Genomic DNA, 15,104 nt, shown 5'->3' with positions numbered 1-15,104 from the left:
AGCTGCTCCTGTTAAAGTCTGGAGCATCCATGTTCGATTTTCACTTTTTGGTCAATATCCGCCCGAAATTTGACAGTTGGACCATGGAGACCGTCGGATCGCCAGCCCGTACTTCTATCCTGTCCTCTTGGGGGCTAATCGACGCCTTCATGGCAGGAATTGCAGCCCTGCAATTTGTGCCAGACGCGCCTTCCGCTCGCAACCTGACTCGGTGGGGGCACAGGATTGACGATAGCGCGACGTTCATCCTTGCGGGTCGCAAGTGACCGCGTTGATATGTGTCGTCATGACAGAGAGCCTCAACCCCGCGCTTGCCCGACGCATCGCCCTTGCCGCGCAAGGCTTTGGTGAGGCCATGCCTTCTATTGTCAGGGCTAACCATTTGCGGCGTACTATCGCCCGGCTCGGTCTCCACCAGATCGACAGCGTCAACGTGTTGACGCGAGCTCACTACCTTCCGGCCTATTCGCGCCTTGGTGTTTATGATCCGAGGTTGCTGGAGGCCGACGCCTGGGGGCCACTCCGATCGCGTCGGCTCTTCGAATATTGGGCGCACGAAGCGTCTTTGATCCCCCTCCCCCTCCAGCCGTTGCTGCGATGGCGACAGGCAATGGCAGACGCTGGCGAGACTGGATGGAAGGGTCTGCGCATATTCGCGCGCGATCGGCGGGCGGACGCGATCTCGATCCTCGAGCGCATCCGCAACGACGGACCCCTCGCTGCATCCGATATCGAAAGCGGGAAGCGACGCGCAGGCTGGTGGGAGTGGGGCGACAGCAAGATGGCGCTGGAGTGGCTTTTCTGGTCCGGCCACATCACCACTGCGACACGACGTGCGAGTTTCGAGCGAGTGTATGATCTCACCGAGCGCGTGTTGCCACAGACGATCCTCGCTCTCCCCACCCCGGAACCTGCGGCAGCCAGACGCCAACTCATTGAGCACAGCGCCCGCGCCCTTGGCGTAGCAACGGCAAAAGATCTGCGTGACTATTTCCGGCTTTCTCCAACAGAGGCTCATCCAGCTATTGCGCAGCTCGTGGAGGAGGGCGTCCTTCAGCCCGTGAAGATTGATGGGTGGAACCAGTCAACGTGGTTGCACCGGGAGGCGAGGCGCCCACGACGAATACGCCATGCCGCTTTGCTAGCGCCATTCGATCCATTGATCTGGGAACGCGACCGCGCCGAGCGCCTCTTTGGCATACGCTATCGGATCGAAATATACGTCCCTGCTCCGCTGCGCACCTATGGATATTATGTTCTACCGTTCCTGCTTGATGAGCAGATCGTCGCACGGGTCGACCTGAAGGCAGACCGGAAAGCGAAAGCGCTACTCGTTCAACAAAAGACGTTCGAGAGCGACGCGCCTGCTCATGCCGGCGAAGAGCTGGACGAGGCCCTCCGGTCAATGGCGCAGTGGCTGGGATTGGACCGTGTGATATTCGGCGATGCGGTGAGGGGCGTGTGACCGCCTGCACGACCCTTTGTGGCACAAATTGCAGGGCTGCAATTTGTGCTGTTACGGCCGGCCTCGCCGATTGAAAAAGGCTTCGCACCAGCCCTTCCAGGACTTTTCGAGTTTCGTACCGGACAGGGTGTTCAAGCGTGCGCCCATATGGTCGCGATAGGCCTCGGCGATCATGTCGACGTCCCAGCCACCGCCATAGCGAACTCCAATCTCACGAGCCGCCTCCTCGGTAGCCCCGAAATGCAGCCGGCCCCGGGGGAACCTTGCCCACAATTCTACCCCGCCCGACGACGCCGCGTCCGAGCTTACCAGCGCAGCAGTTACCTTCTTCAGGACATTCGCCACGTCCACGCCGTCGACGGTCGGGCTGTGGGGAAGGGGACTATCGCTTGCCACGACCTTCTCGACGGTATCGTCGCGCCTAGCTTTCCGTCCCTTCGAATGACGCTCGAGTTCGTCGACCGTTGCAATCTGCGCCGGCGCATCTTTCGAGACGAACCGGAACTCGATCTCGATCACGGCACGGCCTCGCCGGATCTCTTGCCATTCGACTGTGAAGTGGGCGAGCTGGTCGATCTCTGCCTTGGCGACCGTCAGAACCTTGCGGCGTAGCTGAGCGAAGTCGGCATACTTGTCGGGATCGATCCCCAGCGCCGCGCGCAAACCCACCATATCGACTTTCCACACAGGTTGCCGTCTGTGGAGGCGAAGAGCGCCCTCTTCGTACAGCTTCAGGGCATAGGCTGACCTGAACCCTAGCACGGCCTGGCGGTTCATCACCGCATAGGTTTCGGACTCCTGGATAAGCCGGCGAGCGTCAGGCGTGAACTGCCACTCGATCCAGCCCGTTTCCTTGTCGTTGTCCTCGACCTCTTCCCAAGACGCCTGAATAAGGTTGAAACGCTTCGTGGCGCGCTTGCCGCGCCAAGATTTGTCATCCTCTGCGAAGAGCGTTCTGTGCAACTCTTCAAGCATATCGACAATTCGTTCGTTGCCCTTGTGGCCGCGACGGATGTCCGACTTTCGCATACGGTGCGTCGTGTCTTGCCAGGCATCGCCGCCCGCAGTCAGGATCATGAGGGCGAGGAGGCGGGAGGCGGTCAGACTGAGCGATTGCCCTTTGACGAAGCGGACCTCGACAAGGCGACCGGGTTTGGCGAACTGGTCGCCACCCTTGCGAGCGAGCGCTGCAGCCACGCGCATCGAGCGGGCGGCCGAAGTCTCTTCGCCGCCTTCCTCGTCTACGCTTTCCGCTGGCACTCCCATGCGATTCACCTCACACTGTTTCGGAAACTGCCTGTCCTGACCTCGTTCGTCAAGTCAGGTCAGGTTAGACTCTTCTTAGAGCCCCCAAAAGGTCAGGATAGATTCGCCGTGAGAATCGGACATTCCGCCTGTGATTCCGCCGAGTCGCAATTGTCAGCGGTATCGCGCGAAACAGGGACCAAAAAGCGGCTCGAAACACATGGTTCGGTCACGATACCACGCCTCCCCCAAGAAGACAGGATGATCCCCAAGAGGTCAGGTTAGAGCCCCCGCCAGGACAGGTTACATCCCCCGCGAAGTCAGGCAAAAGCCCCCAAGAGGTCAGGTTAGACCCTGATTCAGTCTGTGGTTTCAAACACATAGCGGCCCTGAATCATAGAATCATTAGAATCTTAGAATCACCCCGACGCTGCGCGCCGGGCGTTTTTATAGATGGAGTCTTTCAGAAGAAGTGATTCGGTGGTGCCCGGTGACCAGCGGTGGCAGCTGTCAAACGGCGTTCAAAAGGGACCCCCGATCGGCGTCGAAGAGGGACCCCCTTTTCAGATAATATGATGCTGGTTTGTTGAAGATGGCCTTGCGCTGCGTGCGGCGGAGGGCGGGCGTAGCCCGACCGGAGGCGCGCGCAGCGCAAGATAGATTTTTGAAGGCGCCGAAGGTGGCTGTCAGCTGCGGTTTTTGAAGCGCCAGCTGTCGTTGCCCGTCTCGACGATATCGCAGTGGTGGGTGACGCGGTCGAGCAGCGCCGTGGTCATCTTGGGATCGCCGAACACGGTCGGCCATTCGCCGAAGGCGAGGTTCGTGGTGATGATGACGCTGGTCCGCTCATAAAGCTTGCTGATGAGGTGGAACAGCAACTGCCCTCCCGAGCGGGCGAACGGCAGATAACCGAGCTCGTCGAGAACGATCAGGTCGAGCCGCGACAGCTGCGCCGCCAGGGTCCCGCCTTTGCCGATCCGGGTCTCCTCTTCGAGGCGTGTCACCAGATCGACGGTGTTGAAGTAGCGGGCGCGAGCGCCCCTTCGCACGACATTGGCGGTGATCGCGATGGCGAGGTGGGTCTTGCCTGTCCCCGTGCCGCCGACCAGCACGATATTGCGGCGAGGCGGGAGGAAGGAGCCATCGTGAAGGGAGCGGATCATCTCCTCATTGATCGGTGTGCCCTCGAAGCTGAACCGCTCCAGGTCCTTCACCACGGGCAGCCTCGCAGCCGTCATCCGATAGCGGATGGAGGCTGCATCCCGGTGGGTCGCCTCAGCACGGAGCAGGTCGGTCAGTATCTCCATGGTGGTGCGCTTGCGCTGGAGGCCGGTGGTGACCGCCTCGTCGAACGCCGCCGCCATGCCCTTGAGTCCGAGGCCGCGCATCGTGTCGATCATATCATGCCGCTGCATCATAGCCTCGCAGCAGATCATAGCGGGCACAGTCGGCGAGCGGAGGATGCTGCAGCATCCGGTCTTCCGAAGTGACGATGCTGTGGGGTGTCGCCGGCTCGCGGCGCCGGGAGAGGATGTTGAGGATCAGCTCGTCGCTGGCCGTTCCGTTCGCCAACGCTTCGCGCACGGCAGCCTCTACCGGCTCCAGGCCATCGGTGAGCACCGCCGAGAGGACCCGCACGAACCTGCGATCGGCCTCGTCCCCGGTGCCGAGCCTTCGCCGTAATCGGTGCAGGGCGGGCGGCAGATCCCAGTCCTGGAACGGTGCGCCGTTACGCAGCGCGCCGGGCTTGTGCGCGAGGACCGGCAGATAATGCCAGGGATCGTATATCGTGCGGTTCCGACCGAAGTGGCGCTCATGCTCCCCGACGATCGCATCGCCGCAGCGTATGACGATGCGATCGGCATAGGAGCGCACCTGAACGGTCCGGCGTGCGGCCGTCGACATGACCGAGTAGCGGTTGCGATCGAAGCTGATGAGGCAGGTGCCGGTGACGGCATGCTCGCTCTCATGGAAGCCGTCGAACGGTGCCAGGATCGGCTGCAGGGCCGGTCGCTCCATATCCAGCGCCTCGGCGACGGTAATATCCCCGCGTTCGGGATGGGCATGATGCTCGGCCCAGCGCCGGCACTCGGCCTCCAGCCACCCGTTGAGCTCGGCCAGGCTGGCGAACCGGAGCCGCGGCTGGAAGAAGCGGCCTCGGATTGTCTGGACCTGCTGCTCGACCTGGCCCTTCTCCCATCCCGCCGCCGGCGAGCAGGCGGTCGGCTCGACCATGTAATGATCGGTCATGATCAGGAAGCGGCGGTTGAACACACGCTCCTTGCCGGTGAACACGGCCGTCACCGCCGTCTTCATATTATCGTAGATACCGCGTCGCGGCACACCGCCGAAGAACGCGAACGCCCGGGCATGGGCATCGAACAGCATCTCCTGGCCCTCGCGCGGATAGGCCCGGACATAGGGTGCGCGCGAGTCGCAGAGACGCATATGCGCCACCTTCACCCGCATCGGCTTGCCGGCGATCTCCACATCCTCGTGGCTCCAGTCGAACTGGTAGGCCTCACCCGGCTGGAAGGTCATCGGGATGAACGCCGGTGCGCCTTCGCCAGCATCCTTCCGCCGCGCAGCACGCCAGCGCGCCGCATAGCGGCGCACCGCATCATAGGATCCATCGAACCCCTCGCGCACCAGCAGGTCATGGATACTGACGTGACCCCGGTCTTTCATCCAGCGGCAACCAGAGACCGACCAAGGTTTTCGCGCATGAGCGCAGGTGAAGCAACGGGCGGGGTTAACCCCGCCCGTTGCTGTTCGAGCCCGGCAGCGAAGGCTGCCGGAGTAGTGTAGCCGAGCGACGAGTGCGGCCGCTCGGTGTTGTAGTCGTCGACCCAGCGCGACAGGATCGAGCGGGCCTGACCGATAGTGAAGAACAGCGTCTCGTTGAGCAGCTCGTCGCGCATGCGACCGTTGAAGCTCTCGACAAAGCCATTCTGCGTCGGCTTGCCAGGCGCGATGTAGTGCCACTCGACGCCGACATCTCCCGACCAGACGAGCACCGCGTTCGACGTCAGTTCAGTCCCGTTGTCGCTGACGATCATCTTCGGCTTGCCGCGCTCGGCGATCAGATCGGCCAGTTCGCGCACGACCCGCCGGCCCGAGATTGACGTGTCCACTACCGCCCGGAGGCATTCGCGCGTGACGTCGTCGACGATGTTGAGCACGCGGAACCGTCGGCCGGTAACGAGCTGGTCGTGCACGAAGTCCAGGCTCCAGCGCTGATTGGGAAGTGCCAGCACCGGCGCGGGCGCCCGCGCGCCGACGGCGCGCTTTCGTCCCTTCCGGCGCCTGACAGTCAGCCCTTCCTCACGATAGAGCCGCTGGGTCTTCTTGCGGTTGATCGTGATGCCGTCCCGGCGAAGCAGGATGTGCAGACGCCGATAGCCGAACCGCCGACGCTGCTGCGCCAGCTCACGCAAACGCGACCGCAGGTCGCCATCATCTGCCCGGCACGAGCGATACCGCATGCTCGTGCGGTCTGCCCCAACAACCATGCACGCCCGCCGCTCGCTCATCCCTAACGTCGCCTGGAGATGCGCGACCGCTTGCCGCTTCGCGGCGGGCGTCACCACTTTTTTGACAGCAGGTCTTTCAACCCCGCGTTGTCGAGCATCGTGTCCGCCAATAGCCGTTTGAGCCGGGCGTTCTCCTCTTCGAGCGACCGCAGGCGCTTTGCGTCAGACACCTCCAGGCCGCCGAACTTCGCCTTCCACGCATAGTAGGTCGCGCTCGACATCCCGTGCTTGCGGCACAGCTCCGTCACCACCGCCCCCGCCTCGGCCTCCTTCAGGATGCCGATGATCTGCTCTTCCGAAAACTGCTTCCGCTTCATTCCGTCCGTCCCTTCGAGGGGCCGGTCTCTAGTTCCAGATGGATGAAGAAACGGGGGTCACGTCAATACGCGTCATCCGTAGCCGATCGCGGCGGCCGCACCTTCGTTCTCCTCAAGCAGCGCATCGAGACGATCCTGATAAGGACCGATCCGCGGCAGCGGCTGGACTTTGCGCTGATAGTTGAACGCCGCCTCCGGCGACCGGATCGCTTTGCGGACGACCTTCCGCGACAAACGAAGGTCACGAGCGATCGCCTTGATCGCCTTACCCGCTGCATGCTCACGCCGAATCCGAACCACTGTCTCCACGATCAACATCCCGTTCTCGCCAACTGATCAAAACCAGTCGGCCGACTAAATCCCCGGGATGAAGGGGTCCTTTTTGCACGCCGATCACCCCACGAAGGGGGTGCCTATTGCACGCTGATCCTCAGCAGCTATCGCTCATCAAGATCCGCATCATCAGTCGGGCGTAGCTCGTCCCCAAGATCAACCGCCAACCATCGAGTGAAGACGGCCTGTTGCTTCCCCTGCCTATCCCTCCAACTGGGGGGATAGGAGCCCAGGTCGTGCTCCCGTACCGTGCAGCCCACGGCAGCTCAGCAGTCATATGGCGTGCGAAATCCGATCGTTTGCTCGTTCATGTTTGCTCAGCGCCAAGCTGGAGGCACCATGATCAACTTCGCAAAGTTCGAGATTATAGGGCGGATCGGGGAGATCGACGCCAAACCCAAGGTCACCAATGTCTCGGTCTGCGCGAATTATCGCCGCCGTGGTGAAGGCGATGAGTGGATCGAGGACAGCTACTGGAACCGCGTCGTGATCTTCAGCGAGGGCCAGAGAAAGTATATCGAAGAACGTGTCCATGTCGGCGATCTCGTCCGGGTAGCGGGCCGGCTACGCGACAGTTCCTACGAGCGTGATGGAACGACCCATTACACGACCGACCGGATCGTCGAGGAATTCGGTGTCCTCGCACCAAAATCAGCATAGCGCCGCGAAGAGGGGAGGGGGCAGGCCGGGTTTGCGCTTCCGGTTCGAGAAGGAGTTTCCCTATGCCTGCCTCTTTAGACGCAGCGACTCGCGCAAAGCAGATCGTCGAACGCCTGGGCGGCCGATGGACAGGCTCACACGGCGAGTGCCGATGCCCTGCGCATGATGATCGATCGCCAAGCCTGTCCGTTCGCTTGGGAACGAAGGCCATCCTGTTCAAATGCTTTGCCGGCTGCACCTCGATCGACATCCTGAAGGCGCTCGATCGGCAGGGCCTCCATGACCGCGCCCCCATTCACGTTGAACCGCGCCTGCCTGCTCGTGATCTGAGCGGTCTCGCCAAGACCTTATGGCATCGCAGCGTTGCTATCGATGGCACGCTTGCTGAAACCTATCTCAGCGCCCGAGGCGTGTTCAGCCCGACACCGGAGTTGCGGTTCAATCCCTCGACTATCATCGGGAAGGGCAAGGATAGACGAAGTCTGCCGGCGATGATTGCCGCCGTGAAAAACGAACTCGGACTGGTCGCGGTCCATCGCACGTTCCTGGATCCTTCCGACATCCTGCATCGCCCGTTTCGCAAGCCGAAGCTTGCGCTCGGGCTGCTGGGATCGGGCAGTGTGCAATTCGGCGTACCGCAAGACACGCTTGGATTGGCCGAAGGGATCGAAGATGCCCTTTCAGCGCGCGACTGGTTTGACCTGCCAGTCTGGGCGGTGCTCGGCGCCGAGCGCTACGCCCATGTCGGCATACCCTCGAGCGTCAGGCGGGTCATAGTATTCGGGCAGCGCAATGAGGCGGCACGGACATGCTTTGAGCGCGCCTACGAACATCTCTCTGCCAACGACCGCCAGGTCGAACACTGGCTTCCAAAAGATCATGACGACTGGAATGACGCCCTGCGCGACAGGCTTGCCCGCAATTCGGTTCCCAGGTCCGGTCTGCTGACCCAGCCATTGTAGAGAGGAGAGGGGGCCTTCGGCGAGGCGGCCCGGTGCTGATCATCGGGCGACATCAAGGAGCCCCATTATGCCCGCTACCGCCTCCGCCGTTGCTGAACTCGACTTCTCCGACCCCGCCATCATTGCCGCGCGCGAAATCGCCGCAAAGATCGGGAGCAATATTCCCATCGATCGACCCACGCTGATCGGCGCCATGACCCGCGCCTATGGCTCGGCACCCGCGAGCGGGGACTGGTCGATCCGTGATGCCTATGATGTGCTCGAACTGGGGCAGGTGCTCTTCCTGTCCGGCAGCACATTGCCGGACGCGGCGCCGGCTCAGCTTGCGCTTGTCGCCGCCATGGTCGCGCGCCTGCCGGTTCATAGCGTACGCAGCGAGAAGCAGATTGATCTCCAGCAATTCTCGACACCGGCATCGATCGCCCTGATCGCGACGCGGCTCGCCGGCATCGGCGAGCGCGACGTCGTACTCGAACCCTCGGCAGGGACTGGCCTGCTCGCCATCTTCGCCCGTCGTGCCCAGGCTCGTCTGATCCTCAATGAGATTGATCCCTGGCGCCGGGCCATGCTCGCGGCTGCTTACCCCGATGCCCGCATCTTCGGCCATGACGGTGAGCTCATCGACGACCTCCTTCCCGTCGATCTGGTGCCGGATGTCATCCTGATCAATCCGCCCTTCTCGCGCAGTGAGGGCCGCGGCCGTGATCGGGTTGCCGGCCTTCGCCACCTGCGCTCTGCCCTCACGCGCCTGCGTCCGGGTGGTCGCTGTGTCGCAATCCTTCCCACCCGCGTTGATCCGCAATCGAGTGAATGGAAGATCGCGACGGCCGGTTCTACGCTCTTCCGCCAGATCGAATTACCAGCGTCTGCCTATGCGCGGCACGGTACGACACAAGCTGTCCAGCTTCTCCTCCTGCACAAGGGCGTTGAAGGCGTCCCTGCCAGCGCGATCGCCTGCGCAACCTTAGACGAAGCCCTCGATGCCTGTTCCCTTCACCCAATGCTCACTGCGGCGACGTCGTCCATACGCCCAGGCCGGGTGGTATCGCGCCCGTCAGCTCTGCTAGCCGGCGCCCGCCGTGGTGCCATCAAGCCCTTGGCACCGAAGCGCATCGACGTGGCTGCCCCGGCGGAACCCATCGCATTCGAGGTGCTCGACGCCCCGGCGCCGGTCGGTGAACCCTCCGGGCTCTACCTTCCCTATCGACCGAGCCGGATCGCCCTGGCAGCAGCGCGGCCTCACCCGACGGCGCTCGTGGAATCGATCGCCATGGGTTCGATCGCAGCGCCCAAGACACGCTATGCGCCGATCCTGCCGCCGAGATTGCTCACCGAAAATATACTCTCGGATGCGCAGCTCGAGACCGTCATCTACGCAGGCGATGCGTTCGAGCGCGATCTTCCGGGCCGATTCCTGACCAAGGATGAAGGTCTCACTTTGACGCCCGACGAGGCGGGCAGCGGGGTTCGCACCGGCTTCTTCCTGGGTGATGGCACCGGCGCTGGCAAAGGCCGCCAGGTTGCAGCGATCTTGCTCGACCAGTGGCTGCGCGGCCGCCGCAAGCATGTCTGGATCTCCAAGAGCGAAACGCTGCTCGAAGATGCCCGTCGTGATTGGGTTGCGGTCGGCGGGCTTGCGCTCGATCTCCAGCATCTCAACCAGTGGAAGCTCGGAACGGCGATCGGGGCCAGTGAGGGCGTGCTCTTCCTCACCTATGCTACCTTGCGGTCGAGCCGGGGCGACAAGGGCACGCGCCTCAAACAGATCACCGATTGGCTGGGTGACGGCTATGAAGGCATGATCGTCTTCGACGAAGCCCATGAAATGGCCGGCGTGGCTGGCGGGGAAGGGCGGTTCGGCACCTCCAAGGGATCCGAGCAGGGCATCGCCGGCGTCCGACTGCAAAATCTCCTACCCCGCGCCCGCGTTCTCTACGTGTCCGCGACGGGGGCTTCGGACGTCAACAATCTGGCTTATGCCACCCGGCTCGGCCTTTGGGGTCCGGGAACGGCCTTTTCCGACCGCCGCGATTTCGTCGAAAGCCTGCGCCGGGGCGGCATCGCGGCAATGGAACTGATCGCCCGCGATCTGAAGGCACAGGGTCTTTATGCGGCACGCGCGCTCAGTTTTGCTGGCGTCGAGTATGACATTCTCGAACACCAGCTAACCCCGGACCAGATCGCAATCTACGATGCCTATGCGGATGCCTGGGGTATCATTCACCGCAACCTGCAGGCCGCGCTCGACGCGACCCGTATCACCGACAGTTTCAGCAAATCGACCTATAATGGCGGAGCGAAGGCTGCGGCGATCTCCATCTTCGAATCGACCAAACAGCGGTTCTTTGCCCAGCTTCTGATTTCACTGAAGCTGCCATCGCTGATCCCCGCCATTCATGCCGATCTCGCGCGCGGTGATTGCGTGGTGATCCAGCTCGTCTCGACGGCCGAGGCGATGCTCGACCGGACGCTTGCCGCCCTGGATGCCGAGGCGAGGGCCAATCTGGATATCGAATTGTCGCCGCGCGAGTTCCTCATGGATTATCTGAGCGCGGCGTTCCCGACGCGACAGATGCGAACCTACACCGACGATTCCGGCAATGTCCGGTCCGAGCCGATGACCGACGAAGACGGGCGACCTGTTCACAGCCAGGAGGCGCTGCAGATGCGCGAACAGCTGCTGGAAGAACTGTGCGCTCTCCCAGTCGTAGGCTCCGCGCTGGACCATATCATCGGCCATTTCGGCGTCGATCAGGTTGCCGAGGTCACCGGACGATTGCGCCGGATCGTGGCTGACGCGCGCGGTGGACAGCGTCTCGAAAGCCGGTCCCCACGCAGCAATCTTGCCGAGACCGATGCTTTCATGCGCGGTGCCAAGCGCATCCTGATCTTCTCGGATGCCGGCGGCACTGGCCGCAGCTACCACGCCAGTCTCGCGGCCGAGAACCAGAGCCGCCGCATTCACTATCTGCTCGAGCCGGGCTGGCGAGCCGACGCCGCGATCCAGGGGCTCGGGCGTACCCATCGCACCCATCAGGCATCTGCACCGCTATTTCGTCCGGTATCGACGGACTGCCGGGGCGAACGCCGTTTCATTTCGACGATCGCGCGCCGTCTCGACAGCCTGGGCGCACTTACCCGCGGCCAGCGCCAGACCGGCGGACAGGGTCTGTTCAATCCCCACGACAACCTGGAATCGGATTTTGCCAAGGATTCGCTCGTTACCTGGTTCCGGCTGCTCTTCGCCGGTAAGCTCGCCTCGACCAGCCTCACAGATTTTCAGGCGCTGACGGGCCTCAATCTCGAGGGTGAGGGCGGTGGCATGGTAGAGGATCTGCCGCCCATACAGCGCTGGCTAAACCGTATTCTTGCGTTGAGGATCAGCCTTCAGAACGCGATCTTCGACGAATATCTCGGCTTGATCGAGGCCCGGATCGAGGCGGCGCGGGAAGCTGGTACGCTCGATGTCGGCGTCGAGACGATCGATGCCGAGCGGATCACCATTCTCGACCGGACCTGTATCCGTGAAGACCCTGTGAGCGGCGCTGTCACGGAAATCCTGCGGCTCGAGACCGAGCAGCGCTATCGTCCGGTCAGCCGCGACCGTGTCGAATGGCTCCTCCAGGGTGGCGAGAGCCGGTGCGTGGTGAACCGCCGATCTGGCAAGGCCGCCATCTGCAGCGCCACCCATTCGCTCACCGACGAGGACGGCCAGCTGGTCAAGCGCTGGGAGCTGGTCCGCCCGGCACGGACCGAGCGTCACCGTCAGGACCTGTTTCTCGAAACGCTGTGGGAAGATGCGGATGCCGAGGAATTTGCGAAGCTCTGGGATCAGGAGGTCGAGGAACTGCGACACCGCACCCGAACCGAGACGATCTACCTCGTCACTGGCCTCCTCCTTCCCGTCTGGGGCAAGCTTCCCGACGATCATGTCCAGGTCTGGCGCCTGAAGACTGAAGATGGGCAGTCGCTGCTTGGCCGTCTCATCCCGGCGCCAATGGTGTCCAAGGTCAGCAGCGCATTCGGCGTGGCGGGCGGGATCGAGATCGCACCGACCGATATTGTTCGGCACGTACTCGATAGCGGCGGCGTGGAGCCGGTTGGTGCATATCATCTCAAGCGCAGTCTCGTGGCGGGCGAGCAGCGCCTCGAGCTGATCGACTGGCCTGCGAGCCGGCTGGCCGAACTCAAGGCGCTGGGCTGCTTCTCCGAGATCATCGCCTATCGCACCCGACTGTTCCTGCCGCCCGCCCGTGCTGCCGATATCCTGGCTCGCATCGCTGCCTGATCCTCTCGGCGGCGATCACGCGTGCCGCGCCGCGACAACCGGCGAGGGAAGACCGTGATCGTCGCCGCATTGGTCCTGTCGCGCAGTGTCTGGCGCGCGTCCGCACGTCTTCGACGGTCCTCATCACCCTTTCTGTGAGAGGGGAGGGGGCTTCGCCTTGGTGGGCCTGATGAGCAGGTCCCGAGCGCGGCACGCTGGCGCTCGTCTCTCCTTCGGAGAAATTCGATGATCCAATCCGTCAAAGTGAAGAACCTGTCCCTGTCCAAGGACAATGTTCGCAAGAGCAATCGCGACCTCGATATCGAGTCCTTCGCTGCCACCATCGCGGCGCACGGGCTGCTGCAGAATCTCGTGGTCACCCCCCTGAAGAAGAACGGCCATTTTACGGTCAAGGCCGGTGGGCGTCGTCTGCGCGCGCTCCAGCATCTTATCGCGACGGGCGTCCTGCCCGCTGATCATGAAGTGCCCGCATTGGTTCTGGCTGACGATGCCGACAGCACCGAGGCGAGCCTTGCGGAGAATTTCGGCCGCTTGCCGATGAACCCGGCGGACGAGGCAACCGCATTCAATCACTTCATCGACAAGGGCGCGTCGGCCGAGGACGTGGCCAAGCGGTTCGGCGTGACCACTCGCTTTGTTGAGCAGCGCGTTCGCCTCGCGGAACTGGCACCCTGCATCTTCCAGGCCCTTGCTGCCGGTGAAATCAGTCTGGGCGTCGCACAGGCCTATGCGGTCACCGGCGATACCGACCGCCAGGCGCGAGTCTTCGAACAGATGAAGTCGGCCTATTACGGCAATCAGCCCGACAATATCCGGCGTGCGATCCTGAACGGCACCGTCAAGGCGAACGACGCCAAGGCGCGCTTTGTCGGCCGGGACGCCTATCTCGCCGCCGGCGGCCGCATCGAGGGCGATCTGTTTGCGACCGAGGGCGACGAGAACTGGATCGATGTCGAGCTCCTGGAGGATATGGCGGCACAGAAGCTCGAAGCTGCTGCCGCCGAACTGGCCGAATCTCAGGGTCTCGCATTCGTCACGCCGGTGGCGGCGACGCATGTGCCCTACGATACCGAACGGCAGCTCCACGAATATCATGCCACCGCCCGTCCGCTGTCGGAGGCCGAACAGGAACGGGTCGATGCCCTTGCGGTGGAAAATGACACGCTGGTCGATCAGCTCGAAACGGAGCTGGTCGACGGCACCGACGCGGCTGACGCCGCGAACGCCCGGCTCGAAGAAATCGAGCGTGAACTCGACGAACTCGACGCCGCCCGCAAGGTCGTCGACCCAGAGGTCCGCGCCCAGCTCGGCACGTTCGTCTATATCGGCGGCGACGGCACTGTCCGCGTCCATACCCGGATGTTCAGCGAGAAGCCGGTGGTCGATCCGAACGCACCTGTCGTCATCAGCCCGATTGGCGGGGCCGACGATGTGGGCGAGCAGGGGGTGAAGCTCAGCGCGACGCTGGTCGACGAGCTCGCTACCCAGCGGCGTCAGATCCTCGTCGCCCACCTTGCAAGCGACCCGGCTCTCGCGCTCGACCTGACCATCTTCCTGATGGCACAGGATGTCGTCTTCGCGAACAATTACGTCCGCAGTCACTCGACGCTGAAAGCATCACCATCGCAATTCCCGATCTTCGCGTTTCGCGACGAGGGCTCGCTTGCGTCGCAGACGATCGCCGATCAACGGCAAGCGCTCGATACCAGCTGGGCAGGGCACGATACGATGTCGGCGCGCTTCGATGCCTTCCGCGCGCTTGACGACGAAGCCCGGGGTAACTGGGTCGCCTTCGTCATCGCCCAGACGCTCGAGCCGACGCTGAATGCCGGTGATGGCGGTCGGCTGAACGGGTTCCACGATCACCTCGGCCGGATTCTTGATATCCAGGTCGAACAGTGGTGGCGTCCCACCGCCGCAAACTTCTTCGGCCGGGTGAAGAAGGATGTGATGCTGGACGCGCTGGAGGACATCGGCGGCCCGATCCTTCGCGGTCGCTACAAGGATGCCAAGAAGGGCGACCTTGCCAGCACCTGCGCGTCGCTCTGCAATGGCCAGGGTATCGTCGAGGCTGAAATCCGCGAGAAGGCGACCGCCTGGTTGCCCGACGCCATGCGGTTCGATGCGATCGAAAAGCCGGAACGTTATCCCACCCGCTCGGCCTTCCTTGAGGCCGAGGATGACGAGGATGTCGAGGCGGTCGATGACGCGCTGGACGGCGAGGACGTCGAGCCGGTGGGCGAGATCACCGACGACGATGACCTGAGCGAAGCGGCCTGACGCTCAGCCGACAGTTCGAGG

General features: G+C 63.0%; 9 protein-coding genes and 2 pseudogenes. 6 read left to right on the top strand and 5 right to left on the bottom strand.

Features of this window, described 5'->3' with window-relative positions:
* Positions 1-29 precede the first annotated feature (29 nt).
* Positions 30-266 carry a hypothetical protein gene (locus ACGGKE_RS17995; RefSeq protein WP_004212856.1) on the top strand — a complete coding sequence of 79 codons (237 nt, stop codon included), beginning with the start codon at positions 30-32 and terminating at the stop codon, positions 264-266.
* Positions 267-286: 20 nt separating this feature from the next.
* On the top strand, positions 287-1,465 hold the full coding sequence (locus ACGGKE_RS17990; RefSeq protein ID WP_394443185.1) for a winged helix-turn-helix domain-containing protein: 1,179 nt from the start codon (positions 287-289) through the stop codon (positions 1,463-1,465).
* 51 nt (positions 1,466-1,516) lie between these two features.
* Here the strand turns inward: ACGGKE_RS17990 and ACGGKE_RS17985 are convergent, their stop codons facing one another.
* The 5 genes and pseudogenes from ACGGKE_RS17985 to ACGGKE_RS17965 form a co-directional block, all read right to left on the bottom strand.
* The gene (locus ACGGKE_RS17985) at positions 1,517-2,668 is read right to left on the bottom strand and encodes a replication initiation protein (RefSeq protein ID WP_037492281.1); all 1,152 of its coding nucleotides are present in this window, start codon (positions 2,666-2,668) and stop codon (positions 1,517-1,519) included.
* A gap of 728 nt (positions 2,669-3,396) precedes the next feature.
* Positions 3,397-4,125, bottom strand: a complete 729-nt coding sequence (istB, locus tag ACGGKE_RS17980; protein WP_031304487.1) for an IS21-like element helper ATPase IstB — start codon at positions 4,123-4,125, stop codon at positions 3,397-3,399.
* A pseudogene (gene istA, locus ACGGKE_RS17975) lies at positions 4,112-5,374 on the bottom strand (IS21 family transposase); the annotation flags it as partial. The gene istB and the pseudogene istA, both read right to left, overlap by 14 nt.
* 20 nt (positions 5,375-5,394) lie before the next feature.
* A protein-coding gene (locus ACGGKE_RS17970; RefSeq protein WP_394443184.1) for an IS3 family transposase occupies positions 5,395-6,560 on the bottom strand; the annotation gives its coding sequence in 2 pieces (ribosomal slippage) (positions 5,395-6,299 and positions 6,299-6,560; 1,167 coding nt in all).
* Between the two features lie 64 nt (positions 6,561-6,624).
* Positions 6,625-6,878, bottom strand: a pseudogene (locus ACGGKE_RS17965) (IS21 family transposase); the annotation flags it as partial.
* Positions 6,879-7,232: 354 nt separating this feature from the next.
* Here ACGGKE_RS17965 and ACGGKE_RS17960 point away from each other — a divergent pair.
* The 4 genes from ACGGKE_RS17960 (at position 7,233) to ACGGKE_RS17945 (ending at position 15,083) form a co-directional block, all read left to right on the top strand.
* The gene (locus ACGGKE_RS17960; RefSeq protein ID WP_004212853.1) at positions 7,233-7,553 is read left to right on the top strand and encodes a single-stranded DNA-binding protein; all 321 of its coding nucleotides are present in this window, start codon (positions 7,233-7,235) and stop codon (positions 7,551-7,553) included.
* Between the two features lie 194 nt (positions 7,554-7,747).
* Positions 7,748-8,515 (top strand): toprim domain-containing protein, encoded by a 768-nt coding sequence (locus ACGGKE_RS17955; protein WP_234906592.1) that lies wholly within the window; start codon positions 7,748-7,750, stop codon positions 8,513-8,515.
* A gap of 67 nt (positions 8,516-8,582) precedes the next feature.
* Entirely contained in the window at positions 8,583-12,803 is a 4,221-nt protein-coding gene (locus tag ACGGKE_RS17950; RefSeq protein WP_137405258.1) for a strawberry notch-like NTP hydrolase domain-containing protein, read from the top strand.
* A gap of 225 nt (positions 12,804-13,028) precedes the next feature.
* Positions 13,029-15,083 carry a ParB/RepB/Spo0J family partition protein gene (locus tag ACGGKE_RS17945; RefSeq protein WP_037509289.1) on the top strand — a complete coding sequence of 685 codons (2,055 nt, stop codon included), beginning with the start codon at positions 13,029-13,031 and terminating at the stop codon, positions 15,081-15,083.
* Positions 15,084-15,104 lie beyond the last annotated feature (21 nt).

It is taken from the genome of Sphingobium naphthae, assembly GCF_043589935.1.
Lineage (GTDB): Bacteria > Pseudomonadota > Alphaproteobacteria > Sphingomonadales > Sphingomonadaceae > Sphingobium > Sphingobium naphthae_A.
The sequence above is the reverse complement of the archived record's forward strand: the minus strand, read 5'-3'. Positions and strand labels throughout refer to the sequence as shown.